Annotated in this window: 16 protein-coding genes; 11 read left to right on the top strand and 5 right to left on the bottom strand. The window is 33.3% G+C overall.

The genetic code is table 11. From position 1 onward, the window contains the following. Positions 1 to 181: 181 nt before the first annotated feature. Positions 182 to 2,395, bottom strand: coding sequence for an FUSC family protein (locus DOS84_RS04495; RefSeq protein WP_111408916.1), 2,214 nt, complete (start codon positions 2,393 to 2,395; stop codon positions 182 to 184). 195 nt (positions 2,396 to 2,590) lie between these two features. Between DOS84_RS04495 and def the strand changes: the two genes are divergently transcribed. From def to mazG, 3 genes are all read left to right on the top strand, one after another. Next, entirely contained in the window at positions 2,591 to 3,178 is a 588-nt protein-coding gene (gene def, locus DOS84_RS04490; protein ID WP_111408915.1) for a peptide deformylase, read from the top strand. Positions 3,179 to 3,245: 67 nt separating this feature from the next. Then, a complete protein-coding gene (locus DOS84_RS04485) occupies positions 3,246 to 3,725 on the top strand; it encodes a DUF5606 family protein (RefSeq protein ID WP_111408914.1) in 480 nt (159 codons plus the stop codon). A 125-nt stretch (positions 3,726 to 3,850) separates the two neighbouring features. Beyond that, a complete protein-coding gene (gene mazG, locus DOS84_RS04480) occupies positions 3,851 to 4,624 on the top strand; it encodes a nucleoside triphosphate pyrophosphohydrolase (protein WP_111408913.1) in 774 nt (257 codons plus the stop codon). A 67-nt stretch (positions 4,625 to 4,691) separates the two neighbouring features. Here mazG and DOS84_RS04475 read toward each other — a convergent pair whose 3' ends face one another. Beyond that, a complete protein-coding gene (locus tag DOS84_RS04475; protein ID WP_111408912.1) occupies positions 4,692 to 5,372 on the bottom strand; it encodes a Crp/Fnr family transcriptional regulator in 681 nt (226 codons plus the stop codon). Positions 5,373 to 5,481: 109 nt separating this feature from the next. Between DOS84_RS04475 and DOS84_RS04470 the strand changes: the two genes are divergently transcribed. The 8 genes from DOS84_RS04470 to DOS84_RS04435 all read left to right on the top strand — a co-directional run bounded on the left by DOS84_RS04470 (position 5,482) and on the right by DOS84_RS04435 (position 14,340). Next, entirely contained in the window at positions 5,482 to 7,860 is a 2,379-nt protein-coding gene (locus tag DOS84_RS04470; protein WP_111408911.1) for a heavy metal translocating P-type ATPase, read from the top strand. Positions 7,861 to 7,977: 117 nt separating this feature from the next. Next, positions 7,978 to 8,157: a cbb3-type cytochrome oxidase assembly protein CcoS gene (ccoS, locus tag DOS84_RS04465; protein ID WP_111408910.1), complete on the top strand. Its 180-nt coding sequence runs from the start codon at positions 7,978 to 7,980 to the stop codon at positions 8,155 to 8,157. A 62-nt stretch (positions 8,158 to 8,219) separates the two neighbouring features. Then, entirely contained in the window at positions 8,220 to 10,406 is a 2,187-nt protein-coding gene (gene ccoN / locus DOS84_RS04460; RefSeq protein ID WP_111408909.1) for a cytochrome-c oxidase, cbb3-type subunit I, read from the top strand. Between the two features lie 16 nt (positions 10,407 to 10,422). Then, a complete protein-coding gene (locus DOS84_RS04455) occupies positions 10,423 to 10,590 on the top strand; it encodes a CcoQ/FixQ family Cbb3-type cytochrome c oxidase assembly chaperone (protein ID WP_111408908.1) in 168 nt (55 codons plus the stop codon). Between the two features lie 27 nt (positions 10,591 to 10,617). Then, on the top strand, positions 10,618 to 11,550 hold the full coding sequence (locus tag DOS84_RS04450; RefSeq protein ID WP_111408907.1) for a cbb3-type cytochrome c oxidase N-terminal domain-containing protein: 933 nt from the start codon (positions 10,618 to 10,620) through the stop codon (positions 11,548 to 11,550). Between the two features lie 85 nt (positions 11,551 to 11,635). Beyond that, positions 11,636 to 13,054 (top strand): cytochrome c oxidase accessory protein CcoG, encoded by a 1,419-nt coding sequence (ccoG, locus tag DOS84_RS04445; protein WP_111408906.1) that lies wholly within the window; start codon positions 11,636 to 11,638, stop codon positions 13,052 to 13,054. 54 nt (positions 13,055 to 13,108) lie between these two features. Beyond that, positions 13,109 to 13,561: a FixH family protein gene (locus DOS84_RS04440; protein WP_111408905.1), complete on the top strand. Its 453-nt coding sequence runs from the start codon at positions 13,109 to 13,111 to the stop codon at positions 13,559 to 13,561. A gap of 77 nt (positions 13,562 to 13,638) precedes the next feature. Next, positions 13,639 to 14,340 carry a sulfite exporter TauE/SafE family protein gene (locus tag DOS84_RS04435; protein WP_111408904.1) on the top strand — a complete coding sequence of 234 codons (702 nt, stop codon included), beginning with the start codon at positions 13,639 to 13,641 and terminating at the stop codon, positions 14,338 to 14,340. Between the two features lie 53 nt (positions 14,341 to 14,393). On the opposite strand, the gene hemN is transcribed toward DOS84_RS04435, so the two are convergent. The 3 genes from hemN to DOS84_RS04420 form a co-directional block, all read right to left on the bottom strand. Next, positions 14,394 to 15,758 carry an oxygen-independent coproporphyrinogen III oxidase gene (hemN, locus tag DOS84_RS04430; RefSeq protein ID WP_111408903.1) on the bottom strand — a complete coding sequence of 455 codons (1,365 nt, stop codon included), beginning with the start codon at positions 15,756 to 15,758 and terminating at the stop codon, positions 14,394 to 14,396. Positions 15,759 to 15,882: 124 nt separating this feature from the next. Continuing rightward, positions 15,883 to 16,353 carry a hypothetical protein gene (locus tag DOS84_RS04425; protein WP_111408902.1) on the bottom strand — a complete coding sequence of 157 codons (471 nt, stop codon included), beginning with the start codon at positions 16,351 to 16,353 and terminating at the stop codon, positions 15,883 to 15,885. A 110-nt stretch (positions 16,354 to 16,463) separates the two neighbouring features. Beyond that, positions 16,464 to 16,811 carry a hypothetical protein gene (locus tag DOS84_RS04420; protein WP_111408901.1) on the bottom strand — a complete coding sequence of 116 codons (348 nt, stop codon included), beginning with the start codon at positions 16,809 to 16,811 and terminating at the stop codon, positions 16,464 to 16,466. Positions 16,812 to 16,896 lie beyond the last annotated feature (85 nt).

Below are 16,896 nucleotides of genomic sequence, written 5' to 3'. Positions count from 1 at the left end.
TTGCTTTTTTAAAGAAAAAAATAAAAGGTAATTGCGAGAGCAATTTAGGAGATCAGGGCTAAAGATGAAGATTTGTCATTTTTGTAATGATTTCCAATTAGTACTAGTTCAAGTTAATAAATACTAAATGACAGCTTTTGGTTTCGAATAGAAGAAACTAAAAGCTGTCATTCTTTTTTACTCAATCTTCCATTAGTTTTTTAGTGTTTTTTAAAATTCCCTCCGATAAATTGGTTAGCCAAATTAATTGTTCTATTACCAATTGCGCTTCCTGCATTTTTAAGGCAAAAGCTTCTTCGTCAATTGGATTTCCCTCTTTTAGTTCGTTTTGACGAATGTTTTTTAATTCAATAAAACGATTGGCCAATTCTTCTTTTGTAATTTCATTTGAATCATTAATTGGTTCTCCTTTTAAATAAGCAATAGCCTGCTCTAAGTTTTTAAGCACTTTTTCGACAACAATAGTCAATGCTTTGGAAGAAGGTGTTGTTTTATGGGATTGGGTATAAGTGCCTAAAGAGGCTGTTGATGAAAGCAAGGAATGATTGAGTTCTGTCAATTTATATAAAAGAACCATTTTCTTTTGTTTGGACTTCGGTTCCTGTGACATTCTTTGGAATGAAGCCATGAGATTTCCAATTTCAATAAATGCATTTTTTCTTGCCAAACGATAGGAGGTCGTGACTTCTCCTTTTTGGGTATAAAAAATAAAAATTTCTTTTAAGTAATTTCGATTGGCTATAATAGATTTCTTTAAGTATTCAGGAGCTTTGATGTATTCCCAAGAAGGCCATAAAAAATGATTGGCAAAGTAAGCCAGTAAAGCTCCAGTTAAAGTGTCCGCTATTCTAAACTGAATGACATTTACAAAATCAGGAGACAAAATTCCATGTAAGAATACAATATACATGGTCACAAAAGTAGCACTTACCGTATATTTGATTTGTGCAAAAGAAAATCCAAGCAACATACAGAGTATTGCCAAAATGCTTAATAAAAAATGTGTAGGCATTAAAGATAAAATACTGAATGCAATGATACCGCCAATAACAGTTCCAATAGCACGTTGTATCGATCTCTGTTTGGTCAATCCATAACCAGGCCTCATTATGATGATGATAGTCATCAAAATCCAATATTCATTTTGAAACGGAAGCAATTTGCCTATAATGCCTCCTAAAATAAGCGCAACCGTTAATCGTAAGGAATGTCTAAATATTGTTGATGAAAAACTTATATTTTGAATAAATGTACTAATTGGATAATATTGGGGAGTTAAAAATTTTTCTAAATCTTTATCTTTCCCCTTAAAGTCATAAGTATTCGATACTGATGTGAAAGCGCGTTCAATTACTTTGATTTTCTCGACTTGTTTCTCCGCATATTCGAGCATGGTTTTTAGCATTAAAACCCCCTCGGAAGCCTCTATTTTTCCCAATTCGTTTTCATACTCATTTATAGCGGTTTCAAGAGCTAATAAATGTTTGGATAATTTATGTTTTGGGATATAATTGGTTCTTTTTTCAATGTTTTGGGATAATTGTTTTAGTGTTGATGCCAAATTATAAGCCAAGTTTTGGTAAGTGGCTAATGTTTTAGGATGCTTTTCAAATTTTTGATGTAATCGATTATGATCGAATGAAGTAGATAGGGCTAATTCTAATATCTCTACCAAAGAAATAAATACAATGAGCATTTTTCGGTTTTGGTTGGAAGAAACAGCATTTATTTGTTTTCCAATAAGTACTCTTCGAATATTATGATGGATGTCATTGAGTTCGACTTGTAAATGCAGTTGTTTTTCGAGAATTACTTTTCTATCGGCAACGCTGTTCCATAAATCCCCTCTTAGTTTTAGGTATTTGGATGTTAATTTGATGCATTCGGCAACTTGTAATTCGGCATAACGATAGGGGCTTATATAATGAAACAGTAGTGAAATGACTAGATAAAATAAACCTCCGGCTAATATTAACGCTGAATGTTGAACCATTTCCAGTCCAGTATGCAGATGAGAGAAAGATAAGGATACCGACAATAAAGCAGAAAAAGATGTGAATGTAGCTCTTTGTCCATATACAGATAACATAGCTAATATGAATACCAATATGGAAAAAAATGGATAAAAAATAAAGGGAATTGGGTACGTAAGATTGATTAATAAATTGACTCCCGCTATCAAAAAAGCGGTGACAATAATTCCGTTTATTTTATGCTTTAAACTACTTGGAATATCACTTGGATACGTTAAAAAAGCACCAAGGGCAATGACAAAACCAATTTCAAAAAGTCCAAAATAGGTGAATACCAATACTGGAAGAACTGCTGATATAGTTGCTTTTAATGCATTTGTAAAATAAGTGCTATCAGTGAATCTTTCTATTTTGGTAATCATGGAATTTCATTTGATACAAAGATAAGTTATAAATGCCTTCGTAAGGTTTTGTGCAATCTATCTAATGCGATTTTACAAAAATATGCTAATTATCAAATGCAGATTAATCATTATCTATTTTTTTACTACTTTTGCCAACTAAATTAAGTGGATTTTTTCCTTTGTTTACGCTAGATATTAATAAAAATTAATCAAATGATATTACCGATTATAGGATATGGTGATCCTGTTTTAAGAAAAATAGGGGAGGAACTTACTCCGGATTATCCAAATTTAAAAGAAATTATTGCAAACATGTATGAAACCATGTATAATGCAAGTGGGGTTGGTCTTGCCGCTGAGCAAGTAGGGTTGTCATTGCGATTATTTGTTGTTGATACTACTCCTTTTAGCGATGATGAAGATTTGGAAGACAAAGAACAAAATCAATTGAAAGGTTTTAAAAGAACTTTTATCAATGCCAAAATCATAAAAGAAGAAGGCGAAGAATGGGCTTTTAATGAAGGTTGCTTGAGTATTCCTGATGTACGTGAAGATGTGTACAGAAAGCCAACAGTTACAATTGAATATTGTGAAGAAGATTTTGTTATGAAAACCGAAGTTTTTGATGGTTTAATTGCAAGAGTGATTCAACACGAGTATGATCATATCGAAGGGATTTTATTTACAGATAAAATATCATCTTTGAAAAAACGTTTGATCCAAAAAAAATTAAAAAACATCACCGAAGGGAAAACATTTCAGGATTACAGAATGAAGTTTTTTGCCAAAAAGGGGAGATAAATTTTAAGATATCCGTTGATAGTAGTAAGTTTTTAGATATAAAAAAGAATAAATAAAAAAAATAAAAATGAGTTTAGAGAAAATATTATCGATTTCAGGGAAACCAGGTTTATATGTTTTAAAAGTACAAACACGCACTGGTTTTGTTGCAGAGTCATTGTTGGATGGAAAAAAAATCACAGTAAGTTTAAAAAGCAATGTGAGTCTATTGTCTGAGATTTCTATTTATACTTATGAAGGTGAGAAGCCTTTGGCAGAAATCATGCAAAACATTGCAAGCAAAGAGAACAATGGACAAACGATTTCTCATAAAGAAGACAATGCTACTTTATTATCTTATTTTAGAGAAGTATTGCCAGAATATGATGAGGAAAGAGTATATGCATCCGATGTTAAAAAGATCGTGAACTGGTACAACATGTTACAAGAAAAAGGGTTGCTTGTTTTTGATGCCCCAGTTGTTACTGAAGAAGCTGCTCCAGTAGCTGAAGAGGTTGTTGCTGAAAAGAAAGCACCTGCAAAAAAAGCAAAAGCAAAAAAAGAGTAATTATCGCAAATTGAGTATATTTATCCTGTCCAGATTTTTCTGGACAGGATTTCTTAATTTTTACAATAATTAGGTTTAGTGAAAAGCTAAATTTTTAAACCCAATAACCTCCCTAAATTTTTCTAATGAACTCTAAACAAAATCAAATCGAAGCTTTCAAAAGATTGTTAGATATAATGGACGATTTGCGTGAAAAATGTCCTTGGGATAAAAAGCAAACTATGCAAACGCTGCGTCATCTTACGATAGAAGAAACCTATGAATTGGGAGATGCCATATTGGATAATGATTTAAATGAAGTAAAAAATGAATTAGGGGATTTGTTATTACATATTGTTTTTTATGCCAAAATAGGCAGTGAAACTAACGATTTTGATATGGCAGACGTGTGTAATGATATTTGCGAAAAACTCATTCACAGGCATCCTCATATTTACAGCGATGTTGTTGTCAAAGATGAAGAGGAAGTAAAGCAGAATTGGGAAAAACTAAAACTTAAGGAAGGCAAGAAATCGGTTCTTGAGGGAGTTCCTAAAAGTTTGCCTGCTCTTGTGAAAGCAAGCAGAATACAGGATAAAGTAAAAGGAGTGGGTTTTGATTGGGAAGAGCCACACCAAGTTTGGGATAAAGTAAAGGAAGAACTGCAGGAATTACAAGATGAGGTGCTTGCCGGAAATCAGGATAAAATGGAATCTGAGTTTGGGGATGTTTTATTCTCGATGATAAATTACGCTCGCTTTTTGAATATAAATCCTGAAGACGCATTGGAACGAACCAATAAAAAATTTATAAAGCGTTTTCAATACTTGGAGAGCAAAGCCGATCAATTAGGAAAACCCTTGATGGATATGACTCTTGCCGAGATGGATGTATTTTGGAATGAAGCGAAGAAGCTTTGATATTAAGTAATTTGAAAGCAGTTATCGAAAATAAGTTCTGTTTGGTTTTTTCTTTAGGATTCGGAGCTTAATCCGCTAGTTTTTTTAGTTTTTGAATGTCTTTTAAGACAATTTTTTTACCAACCAATTCAATCAACCCTAATTTATTAAAATCGGATAGTAATCGGATGCAGCTTTCGGTTGCAGTACCTATCATACTAGCCAATTCATCTCTGGAAAGTTGCACTTTTAATGTCTTGTCAGTATTTGTTCCAAAGGTTTCATGCAGATAAATCAAAGTTTCGGCTAAACGTTCTTTTACGGATTTTTGAGCCATATTGACCATGTGGTCATCTGCCAATTTTAAATCTCCACAAATTGTTTTCATAACATTCATTGAAAACTGATTGTTTTTATCAAAGAAACCTAAGATTTCAGTTTTTGGAATAAAACAAACTTGCATGTCTTCTAGAGCAACAGCACTCAAATTAGCCGGCTCCTCGCTTATCATGGAACGTTGCCCTAATAATTCTCCTTTGGTGACCAATTTTACAATCTGGTCTTTTCCGTTAGGGCTTAATTTGGTCATTTTGCATATCCCGTCCTTAACGCAAAAAATACCGTTTACATTTTCTCCTTCTGCAAATATGGTTTCTCCTTTTTTTATAATTTTAGAGGTTTTGCATTCAGCAATTTTTAGAAGTTCGTCTTTATTTAGTGCTTTCAAAGAACTGAACTCTCTCACGATACATTGTTCACATTTACTCATAACGGAATTGGATTTTCACCTACAAAGTTATACATTTATATGATAAATATCATAGTTGAGGCATATTCAATTTGTGAATTTTGTATCTGTTTAATCACCACCTTAATTTATGGAGAAAAATAACTGTTTTCATTGCGGTTTAGAAATAGTAAAAGAAGAGCAAATTGTTTTTGATGAAAAAGATTTTTGTTGCAATGGGTGTAAAACTGTTTACGAAATTTTCAGTCTAAATGACTTAAGCTGTTATTATGATTTCGAAAAAGCACCAGGTGCCACTCCGCAAGATATTAATGGAAAATATGATTTTTTAGACAATGAAAGTATCGTTTCAAAATTATTGGAATTTCAAGAAGATTCAACCGCTATTATTTCACTTAGTATTCCTCATATTCATTGTAGTTCGTGTATTTGGATTTTGGAAAATTTACAACGTCTTCAAAAAGGAATAAACACTTCGCAGGTTAATTTTCCCGAAAAGAAAGTTCGAATTAATTACAATCCCGAGATAGTTTCTCTAAAAAATATTATTTATTTATTAAGCTCGATAGGGTATGAGCCTTATATCAGTTTAGAGAATTATGAAACCGGGAAAAATAATGTGGATAGAAGTTTGACTTACAAACTCGGAGTTGCTTTTTTTTGTTTTGGGAATATCATGTTGCTTTCTTTTCCGGAGTATTTTGAAGTAAAGGAATTTTGGCTGGATAATTACCGCCCATTTTTCAGGGGATTAATCTTCGCCTTGTCTTTACCTTCATTTTTTTATTCTGCGAGCGGGTATTATGTTTCTGCCATTAAGAGCATAAGGTCCAAAATGCTCAATATAGATATCCCTATTGCGCTGGGAATTGTCGTAATGTTTGTTCGCAGCACGTTTGATATTGTAATGGATTATGGTTCTGGTTTTTTTGACAGTTTGACCGGTTTAATCTTTTTCATGTTGTTGGGTAAGATGTTTCAAATAAAAACGTATAGTTTTCTTAGTTTCGAAAGAGATTTTAAATCCTATTTCCCAATAGCCATCACTAAAATAAATTCAGATTCTACCGAAGAGAGTATTCCTGTTTATGAAATAGAAAAAGGTAATAGATTATTGATTCGTAACCAAGAACTGATTCCTGTTGATGGTATTTTAATATCGGATAAAGCGGAGATTGATTATAGTTTTGTTACTGGTGAAGCCGTTCCAATAGCCAAGAAATCGGGTGATAAAGTTTTTGCCGGAGGTAAACAAATAGGAAAAGTTATTGAAATGGAAGTTTTGCATTCGGTTTCTCAAAGTTATTTGACCCAATTGTGGAGCAATGATGTTTTTCAAAAAACAGTAGAACAAAAACACAAAACCATCACCGACAGCATCAGCCGTTATTTTACGCCAATTCTTCTGCTGATAGCATTTGCGGGATTTGGATATTGGATATTTTTTGATGCCAATACCGCTTTCAATGTTTTTACAGCGGTATTAATAGTTGCTTGTCCCTGCGCATTAGCATTGACTGCACCTTTTACGATGGGGAATATGTTGCGGATTTTTGGCAATAAACATTTTTATCTCAAAAATGCTTTGGTGATTGAGCAATTAGCCAAAGTTGACACCATCGTTTTTGATAAAACAGGGACAATTACCACGAATTCAAAATCGAATATTTCGTATGAAGGTGTAATACTTGACGAAACCAATTTGGCAGTACTGAAAAGCGTGCTTCGTGCCTCGAATCATCCTTTAAGTAGAATGCTATATGATTTTTTGCCTGAAACAAAAAAAATAAAATTGGATTCATTTGAAGAGATAACCGGGAAAGGAATTAAAGCAGTGATTGATGGGATTTTGTTGCAAATAGGGTCTGTCAATTTTATAATTGAGAGCAAAGAAGATGAAATTAAGCAAACTGCTGTCCATATAAAAATAGGAGATAAATATTTTGGTAAATATATTTTTAACAATCAATATAGAGAGGGTTTGTCGGAGTTGTTTAGCAAATTGAGCACTAAATATCAGCTAAAAGTTTTATCGGGTGACAATGAAGGGGAACGCAGTTTATTGGAATTAATTCTGCCTAAGGGTACAGAGATGATTTTTAATCAAAAGCCCGAGCAAAAACTTCAGTTTATAAAAGCTTTACAGGATCAAGGTAAAAATGTAATGATGGTAGGAGATGGACTTAATGATGCTGGTGCTTTGGCGCAAAGCAATGTGGGTATTTCCATTTCAGAAAACGTAAATGTTTTTTCGCCCGCCTGTGATGCAATTTTGGACGCAAAACAGTTTCAAAAGTTGCATTATTTTTTAAAATTATCCAAAAAAGCGATCACTACTATCAAAATGAGCTTCACTTTGTCACTTTTATACAATGTGGTTGGATTGTCTTTTGCAATTACCGGAAACCTCTTGCCATTAGTTGCTGCGATTATTATGCCATTGAGTACCATTACGATAGTGAGTTTTGTCACAATAATGAGCAATTATTATTCGCGGAAAATAAAATAGTTTAACAGGGAATTGTTTAGTTTTTTTTCATATTTTTAACATATTACATTAAATATGATAATTGTCATTTTTTGTAAATAGTGATACCTATAATTTTGTTAACTTAATATTAAGATTATGAGTGTAATTTATTTGCTTATTGCCATCAGTATTTTTGTTGCCATTGGATTTTTTATAGCTTTCATTTTTGCGGTAAAATCAGGTCAATATGATGATGATTATACACCATCAGTCAGAATGCTTTTTGACGATGAATTGATTAAATCTTCCCAAAATAAATCAGAAATTAAGGGTTAAATTACTCTTTAATCTTTTTAATAATCACCCAATTTTAAACAACTTTAAAAACAATTATAAATATGGAAATGGAACAATTTTATTATGACAACAAAATTGTAAAGAAATTCATTTACGCTACCATACTATTTGGAGTAGTTGGAATGTTAGTTGGTCTTATATTGGCTACTATGTTCCTTTTTCCAAACATGACCGAAGGTATTTCATGGTTAAGTTTTGGTAGGTTGAGACCTTTACATACCAATGCAGTAATTTTTGCCTTTGTTGGTAACGCAATGTTTGCTGGTATTTATTATTCGCTTCAGCGATTGCTAAAAGCCAGAATGTATAGTGATTTTTTGAGTAACCTCAATTTTTGGGGTTGGCAATTAATTATTGTTGCAGCCGCAATTTCACTTCCATTGGGATATACATCTTCAAAGGAGTATGCTGAATTGGAATGGCCTATTGATATTGCTATTGCTTTAATATGGGTAGCTTTCGGAATCAACATGATTGGTACGATGCTAAAAAGAAGAGAGCGCCATTTATATGTTGCCATTTGGTTTTACTTAGCCACATTTATTACGGTTGCCGTATTACATATTTTTAATAGTTTGGAGTTGCCAGTTTCTGGTATGAAGAGTTATTCTGTTTATGCAGGAGTACAAGATGCATTGGTGCAGTGGTGGTACGGTCATAATGCGGTTGCTTTTTTCTTGACGACACCATACTTAGGGTTAATGTATTATTTTGTGCCTAAAGTGGCCAATCGTCCTGTGTATTCTTATAGATTGTCAATTATCCACTTTTGGTCATTAATATTTTTATATATCTGGGCTGGTCCTCACCATTTACTGTATTCAGCTTTGCCTAACTGGGCTCAAAATTTAGGAGTTGTATTCTCTGTAATGTTGATTGCTCCTTCTTGGGGAGGTATGATTAATGGACTTCTAACTTTAAGAGGAGTTTGGGATAGAGTTCGTGAAGAACCAGTATTGAAGTTTTTTGTTGTTGCCATGACAGGTTATGGTATGGCTACTTTTGAAGGACCAATGCTTTCTCTTAAAAATGTAAATGCAATAGCTCACTATACGGATTGGATTATTGCTCACGTTCACGTAGGTGCATTGGCATGGAATGGTTTTATGGCTTTTGGGATTATTTATTGGTTAATCCCAAGAATGACAAAAACGACTTTATATTCTACTAAATTGGCCAATTTCCATTTCTGGATTGGAACGTTGGGAATTATATTATATACATTGCCAATGTATTTGGCGGGTTTCCTCCAAGCTTCTATGTGGAAGCAATTTAATCCAGACGGAACCTTAACCTACGGTAATTTCCTTGAAACTGTTACCCAAATCATGCCAATGTATTGGATGAGAGCCATTGGTGGAACAATGTATTTGGTAGGAATGTTAACGTTGGTTTATAATATTATTCAAACAGTCAGAGCTGGTGATGAAGTTGAAGATGAATTGGCGGAAGCTCCAGCATTACAAACCATTAGTTCTGGAAGACTTAGAGGAGAGAAATACCATACATGGCTGGAGAGAAAACCTATCAAAATGGCCATATTCGCTACAATAGCAATATTAATTGGTGGAATTATTCAAATTGTACCTACCATTATGGTAAAATCAAATATTCCAACAATTGCAAGTGTTAAGCCATATTCCCCTTTAGAGTTGGAAGGACGTGATTTATATATCCGTGAAGGTTGTGTAGGTTGTCATTCTCAATCAGTTCGTCCATTTAGAAGTGAAGTGGAACGTTACGGACCTCAATCGAAAGCAGGAGAATTTGTATATGATCATCCATTTTTATGGGGATCAAAACGTACTGGTCCGGATTTATTAAGAGTTGGTGGAAAATACAATGACAATTGGCATTTTAATCACTTTTGGAGCCCTCAAAGTATATCGGCAGGTTCTATTATGCCTAGTTATAAATGGTTGTTTGACAATAAAGCTATGGATGTTTCTTTGACACAAAAGAAAATGGAAGCAATGAAAACTCTCGGAGTTCCTTACGATGAGCCAGGTGGGGCACAAATTGCAAACGCATTGAAAGATTTGAGAACTCAAGCTATCGCCATTGAAGAAAGCCTTAAGAATGATCCAGATTTTGTAAAAAGTTATGAGGACAGTAAGAAAAAGGCTTTGGCTAAAGGTGAAAAATTCGTTCCAATGAATGAAAGAGAAATTGTAGCAATGATTGCTTATATACAAAGGCTGGGCACTGATATTAAAGTTAAAGAATAATAAAAAAGTAAACGTTATGTTCGAACAAATAAAACACAATATGGAGACCATTGCGGGTGTAGCAATTTTTCCAATAATATCGTTACTAATTTTCTTTTTCTTTTTTCTTGGTTTAGGTCTTTGGGTTTATTCCTATAAAAAAGAGACAATAGACGAAATAAGTCAAATCCCATTAGAAGATTAAATTGTACAATTTCAAAAAATATAGATAATGAAAAAATTAATTCCACCTTATATAAGAGTCCTTTTCATATTTTTCTCGGTCTTAGGATTGATGGAATATTTTATAGACTCTGGAGACCGTCCTGCTTTTATAAAGTATCCAATGGTTGCAGTCTTTTTGTTTGTATTGCTTTTCCTTTTGATTGCAATCGAAATAACATTGAATGCTGTTAATACAATTACTTATAGATTGTTATCAGAAGAAGAAAAAGCAAAACTAGCTCATGAAGATAGTTTAAGTTTGAAAGATAAAAGTTGGTACAAAAACTTAATGCTACGCTTGACAAGAACAGTGCCTATTGAAGACGAAAAACAACTTTTGATGGATCATGATTATGATGGAATCAAAGAGTTGGATAACAATTTGCCACCATGGTGGGTTTATTTATTTTATGCCTGTATTATTTTTGCTGCGATATATTTGGTTCGTTATGAAATTATGGGTGCGCCAGACCAAGAAGCTGAATTAAAAAGTGAAATGGCTCAAGCCAAAATTGAAGTAGCTGAATATATGAAAACAGCTCCTGATTTGATGGATGAAAAAACAGTAACTTTGTTAACCGATCCAGCTGACTTAACATCGGGAAAAACTATTTTTGAAACCAATTGCGCGGCTTGTCATCGTGCTGATGCGGGTGGACAAATTGGCCCGAACTTAACAGATGATCATTGGATATTGGGAGGCGGAATTAAAAATTTATTTCACACGATTACCAATGGAGGTCGTGATGGTAAAGGGATGATTGCCTGGAAAGGTACTTTGAAACCAAAAGAAATTCAGGCGGTTGCGAGTTATGTTATCTCTTTAAGGGGAAGTAATCCAAAAGATCCAAAAGCACCAGACGGAGAAATTTGGGTTGATGATAATGCTTCGGCTCCTGCTGCTACAGCTCCTAATGCGGACAGTACACAAGTAAAATAGTAATTAACAATATATTTGAATGAAGAGCTTTGTCAAAAATCAATACTTTGAGAAAGCTCTTTTTTAGTATTTTAAAAATAAAAAAATGTCAAGTAATCTAGACGAATCTTTCAGAGATACCATTGGGACTATTGATAAGGAGGGTCATAGAAAATATATTTACCCCAAAAAGCCTTCAGGTAAGTTTTACGAATATAGAAAATGGGTTAGCTATTTTTTATTGATTATTCTTGTTGCCAATCCTTTCATAAAAATAAACGGTAATCAATTTATGATGTTCAATGTTTTGGAACGTCGTTTTAATATACTTAGCTTTCCTTTTTGGCCGCAGGACTTCTACATTTTTGTTCTGTTTATGGTTATTGGAGTTGTATTTGTTATTTTATTTACGGTTATTTTTGGGCGAATTTTTTGTGGCTGGATTTGTCCGCAAACCATTTTTATGGAAATGGTTTTTCGTCGTATAGAATATTGGATAGAAGGAGATAGGGGAGCACAAATTCGATTGGAGAAACAAGAATGGAATGGAGAGAAAATTAGAAAGAAAGCTTTAAAATGGTTTGCGTTTCTTGTGATTTCGTTTCTAATTGCCAATGTGTTTTTAGCTTATCTTATCGGTAGTGATGAATTGTTTCATCTAATAGAAGACGGACCTTTAGCCCATTCGAGTAGTTTTGTGTCATTGTTAATTTTTACGGGTGTTTTCTATTTTGTTTTTGCCTGGTTTAGAGAACAAGTTTGTATTATTGCTTGTCCTTATGGAAGGCTGCAGGGGGTTTTATTGGACAAGAAATCAATAAATGTTGCTTATGATTTTGTTCGTGGTGAGAAAGAAGTAGGCAGAGCCAAATTCAATAAACAAGAAGACAGGACAGCTTCAGGAAAAGGTGATTGTATCGATTGTAAACAATGTGTGAACGTTTGTCCCACAGGAATTGATATTCGTAATGGAGTTCAGCTCGAATGTGTAAATTGCACCGCCTGTATCGATGAATGCGATACGATAATGGAAAGCGTAGGGCTTCCATTAGGGCTTATTCGATATGCTTCGGAAGACGAAATTGAAACTAAAGCAAAATTCAAGTTTACTGCCAGAATGAAAGGTTACACTGCAATATTGGTCATATTAGTTGGTGTACTTACGGGCTTGTTGTTTTTAAGAACCGAAGTCGAAGCCACCATTTTGAGATTACCAGGTCAATTATTCCAACATAAAGGCGATAATATCAGTAACATATATACCTTTAAGATTATTAATAAGACAAATCATGATATCAATGATTTGCATTTTAAACTAGTTGGAATTAAAGGCACTTTAAAAGTAGTTGGTGTTCAGGAATTAAAAGTTCCTAAACATGAAATGTCCAGTGGAACTATGTTTATAGAAATTAACAGATTTTTATTGGAAAGCGATAGAACTAAATTGGAGATTGATCTTTATGAAGGAAACAAGAAAATAGAATCAACTTATACTAGTTTTTTAAGTCCTCGAAGCTTTGATTGATTTTAGTTGCTTCAAAAAGAATCTATAGTTTGATAAAAATATAAAAAATATAATATGAAAATAAATTGGGGAACTTATATTGTGATTGCATTCGCTTTATTTATAAGCTTTATTATGTATTTTGTTGTAAAAGTGCAGTCAGATAGTAAATATGATAATGACTTGGTGGTTGAAGAGTATTATAAACATGATGTCCATTTTCAAGATGAAATGGCACGCATCCAAAATGCTCATGATTTAAAGTCAAAGCCAGTAATTACTGTCGATGCTAATGGTATTACGATTGTTTTTCCTGCTGATTTTGTACTAAATGATATCAAAGGAACTGTCGCTTTATATAGGCCTTCTAATAAGAAATTTGACTTTCAAGTACCTCTTTCATTTACGGATTCAGCTTCTTTATTTATCCCGAAGAATAAGGTGATAGGCGGTGAATGGGATATCAATATGGAATGGAAATATAAAGGAAAGTCTTATTTGACCAAAGAAGAGATTTATATAAAATAGAGTAAAGATGATAGAATAAAGAAAATAAAAATTAGTTTCAAATCATTTCACTCTAAATTCTGCAATCTAAAATCACTATGCTTTACACGGCTTTTTTATTTGGTTTAATCAGTAGTTTTCACTGCATAGGAATGTGCGGCCCTATCGCTATGATGTTGCCTGTAGAGCGAAATAATCCATCCAAAAAAGTAATTCAAATCATTACGTATCATTTGGGAAGGTTAACGGCTTATGGAAGTGTAGGCTTGCTTTTTGGATTGTTGGGAAGAGGTTTGTTTTTGGCAGGAATTCAACAACAACTTTCTATTTTTATTGGGGTTGCCATGATTTTGGTGATTCTGATTCCCGAAAAGATTTTTGCCCAATATAATTTTTCGAAACCAATGTATGGCTGGATTTCAAAAATCAAACAAAATCTAGGTAGTCATTTCAAAAACAAAAGTTTCAAATCGCTTTTTATTATTGGTTTGCTCAACGGTTTTTTACCCTGCGGTATGATTTATGTCGCTCTATTTGGCGCAATTGCTATGCAGAGTGTAGGTTTCGGGCTGCTTTATATGTTACTTTTTGGTTTAGGAACCGTGCCTTTGATGAGTTTAGTGGTATATATTAATTCGTTTATCACTGTTCCCGTTCGAAATAGAATTCAAAAAATAATTCCTTATGTTGGGATTGTAATAGGTGTATTATTTATTCTGAGAGGGCTTGGACTTGGGATTCCCTATGTTTCTCCTTCGAATATGAGTTTGTATGTACAAGAAAAAGCCAATTGTCATTAATGAGTTTCTAAGATTCTAAGTAACTTAGAATCTTAGAAACTTAGAAACTTTTTTTAAACCGTCATTGAAAATAATGCTGTCTCTGGCGCTTTTCGTTTTAATCTTAAATCGAAGGCCATACAAATGTTGCGAACATAAGGTTTGCCTTCTTCGGTAACAATGATTTTGTTGTCACCTATAATCAATAAGCCATCGTTTTCCATTTCTTTTAGCTGAAATACAATTTCTGGGATTTCAGAAACATAATTTGCTGAATCCTCCCAACTGGTTTCAAATTGACACATTAGATTCAAAATGTGTTTTCTGATAATTAGGTCTTCGGTAGATAATAAATGACCTCTATATAATGGTAATTCATCTGATTCCAAAACTTTGTAATATTCTTCCAGAGTTTTGACATTTTGGGCAAAGCTGTACCAGCTGTCGCTTATGGAGGAAACGCCTAAACCAATCATCAGTTGAGTTTTGGATGAACTATAGCCCATGAAGTTTCTGTGTAATTTTTTGTCCTCAAACGAATGATATAAACTGTCCGATTTTAAGGCAAAATGATCCATTCCGATTTCGTAATACTCATTTTCAAAAAGCAATTCTTTTCCAACTTCGTATAATTTTCTTTTGGCATAGTCTTTAGGAATGTCTTCATCATGAAATCCACGTTGTCCATTTCCTTTTATCCAAGGCACATGAGCATAACTATAAAATGCCAAACGGTCAGGCTGTAAGGAGTTTGTTTTTTCGATAGTATCGACGACGTCTTGAACTTCCTGGAAAGGCAATCCAAAGATAATATCGTGGCCAATTGAAGTATAACCAATTTCTTTTGCCCAAAAAGTAACTTTGGCTACATTGTGAAAAGGCTGTATTCTATGAATGGCTTTTTGTACTTTTTCGGAATAATCCTGAACCCCGAAACTCACTCTTCTAAAACCCAAATCGTATAGTTTTTGCAAATGGGCGAGAGTTGTATTATTGGGATGTCCCTCAAAACTAAATTCATAGCCTTCAGCTTTTTCAGCAAGCGAGAATATTCCGTTTATTAATTTTTCAAGGCTTTCTATGGAGAAAAATGTTGGTGTTCCTCCGCCCAAATGGATTTCTTTAATTTTAGGTTTTTTGCCCAAGATATCACGGTAAAGCGTCCATTCTTTTAGAACAGCATCAATATATGGATTTTCTACATTGTGATTTTTGGTGATACGTTTGTTGCAACCACAAAATGTGCACAAACTTTCGCAAAAAGGCAAGTGAATATATAAACTGATGCCTTCTTTGTTATTACTTTCCTGAAACGATTTTTTCAGTGTTTGAAGCCATATCTCATGGGTAAATCCTGACTCATCCCAATAAGGAACCGTAGGATAGCTAGTGTAACGTGGCCCAGGAACATTGTATTTCTGAATAAGAGAGATTTTCATAAATATGCATTTTATGTGTAGGTCAAAATTAGGGTGACTTTTTAAAGTATAAAATGATATTTATCATATTCGTTTATAGTCATATACAAACAAAGAGGTTCTTACGAACCTCTTTGTAGAGTTTTTATAGACTCTCATTAATTAAGCCGACCCATTTTTTTGCCAGTTTGTGGTCTTCAAACAAACAATTGAAATCTAATAAATGATTTTCGATATTGTAGATCGGAATCATTTCTTTTTGCATGGTGTCTTTGTGAACCAGCTCTATTTCAACTTTTGAAATTGTACCTAATCTACTTTGAGTAGTTTCTATTAAGTTGCACAGAACAATGTTTGATAGATCCACAAAATAAACAGTTTCTTTTTTATAACTGAAATCAATAAATAGAAAGCCTTTATTCTTTTGGTCTAAGGATAGGATTTTTTTGTTCTGTGTTTCGGTTAATTCAAAGTTATAATGATTGTTTTGGCTGTATTGTTTCTTTATCTCTTTTATTTTTGCTCTATTCGTTATGTTGGAACGGAAGACTAAAGTTAATGGAATACCTATTAAAACTGTGATTATAAGACCTATTATGGTTACTGATGTGTCCATTTTTATTTTTTTGTAATTATATATAATGATTTATTTTTTCTTGATTCAGATGGAACCAAGAAGAGATAAAAGTTATTTTAACTTTTATAAGGCAGAGTCATGATATTAAATCACCAAAAATAATGGAAAGGGAAAAGTAAAATCGAGACTTTTGTACATCGGTCGATGTCTTGATCTGATAAAACTATTTTAAGATTACTTTCTTTAAAACTAGAAAATAATGGGAGTGTCGTATTGGAGTCGTGTATGTTGACTGGAATACGGTTGTTGTGTTTTAGGTCAGGATTGTTTCTTTCTATGCTGGGTTGGACGAAGTGGGAAACGCTTAAACTTTCTTTACTGAATGAAGTGTTGTTATCCTTTCTAAAAGAAATGGTAGCATCGTGATTTGCGCTATAGGCAAAACTGAACTGAATCAGTAGCCCTGTAAATACGATAAATTTCCAAAATTTCCCCATGGAGCAAATGTATATAATTGGCCTGTGATTTGCGAGGGTATTATGGTAAATGAAAGTTAAAGTTTATTTTTTTTTATAAAAAAAA

This window comes from Flavobacterium aquariorum, from assembly GCF_003254745.1.
GTDB lineage: Bacteria > Bacteroidota > Bacteroidia > Flavobacteriales > Flavobacteriaceae > Flavobacterium > Flavobacterium aquariorum.
The sequence above is the reverse complement of the archived record's forward strand: the minus strand, read 5'-3'. Positions and strand labels throughout refer to the sequence as shown.

Bases quoted from the DNA above. Each gene is read 5' to 3' on its own strand.
- DOS84_RS04495 (WP_111408916.1), bottom strand. From the start codon at position 2,395: ATGATTACCAAAATAGAAAGATTCACTGATAGCACTTATTTTACAAAT.
- def (WP_111408915.1), top strand. From the start codon at position 2,591: ATGATATTACCGATTATAGGATATGGTGATCCTGTTTTAAGAAAAATA.
- DOS84_RS04485 (WP_111408914.1), top strand. From the start codon at position 3,246: ATGAGTTTAGAGAAAATATTATCGATTTCAGGGAAACCAGGTTTATAT.
- mazG (WP_111408913.1), top strand. From the start codon at position 3,851: ATGAACTCTAAACAAAATCAAATCGAAGCTTTCAAAAGATTGTTAGAT.
- DOS84_RS04475 (WP_111408912.1), bottom strand. From the start codon at position 5,372: ATGAGTAAATGTGAACAATGTATCGTGAGAGAGTTCAGTTCTTTGAAA.
- DOS84_RS04470 (WP_111408911.1), top strand. From the start codon at position 5,482: ATGGAGAAAAATAACTGTTTTCATTGCGGTTTAGAAATAGTAAAAGAA.
- ccoS (WP_111408910.1), top strand. From the start codon at position 7,978: ATGAGTGTAATTTATTTGCTTATTGCCATCAGTATTTTTGTTGCCATT.
- ccoN (WP_111408909.1), top strand. From the start codon at position 8,220: ATGGAAATGGAACAATTTTATTATGACAACAAAATTGTAAAGAAATTC.
- DOS84_RS04455 (WP_111408908.1), top strand. From the start codon at position 10,423: ATGTTCGAACAAATAAAACACAATATGGAGACCATTGCGGGTGTAGCA.
- DOS84_RS04450 (WP_111408907.1), top strand. From the start codon at position 10,618: ATGAAAAAATTAATTCCACCTTATATAAGAGTCCTTTTCATATTTTTC.
- ccoG (WP_111408906.1), top strand. From the start codon at position 11,636: ATGTCAAGTAATCTAGACGAATCTTTCAGAGATACCATTGGGACTATT.
- DOS84_RS04440 (WP_111408905.1), top strand. From the start codon at position 13,109: ATGAAAATAAATTGGGGAACTTATATTGTGATTGCATTCGCTTTATTT.
- DOS84_RS04435 (WP_111408904.1), top strand. From the start codon at position 13,639: ATGCTTTACACGGCTTTTTTATTTGGTTTAATCAGTAGTTTTCACTGC.
- hemN (WP_111408903.1), bottom strand. From the start codon at position 15,758: ATGAAAATCTCTCTTATTCAGAAATACAATGTTCCTGGGCCACGTTAC.
- DOS84_RS04425 (WP_111408902.1), bottom strand. From the start codon at position 16,353: ATGGACACATCAGTAACCATAATAGGTCTTATAATCACAGTTTTAATA.
- DOS84_RS04420 (WP_111408901.1), bottom strand. From the start codon at position 16,811: ATGGGGAAATTTTGGAAATTTATCGTATTTACAGGGCTACTGATTCAG.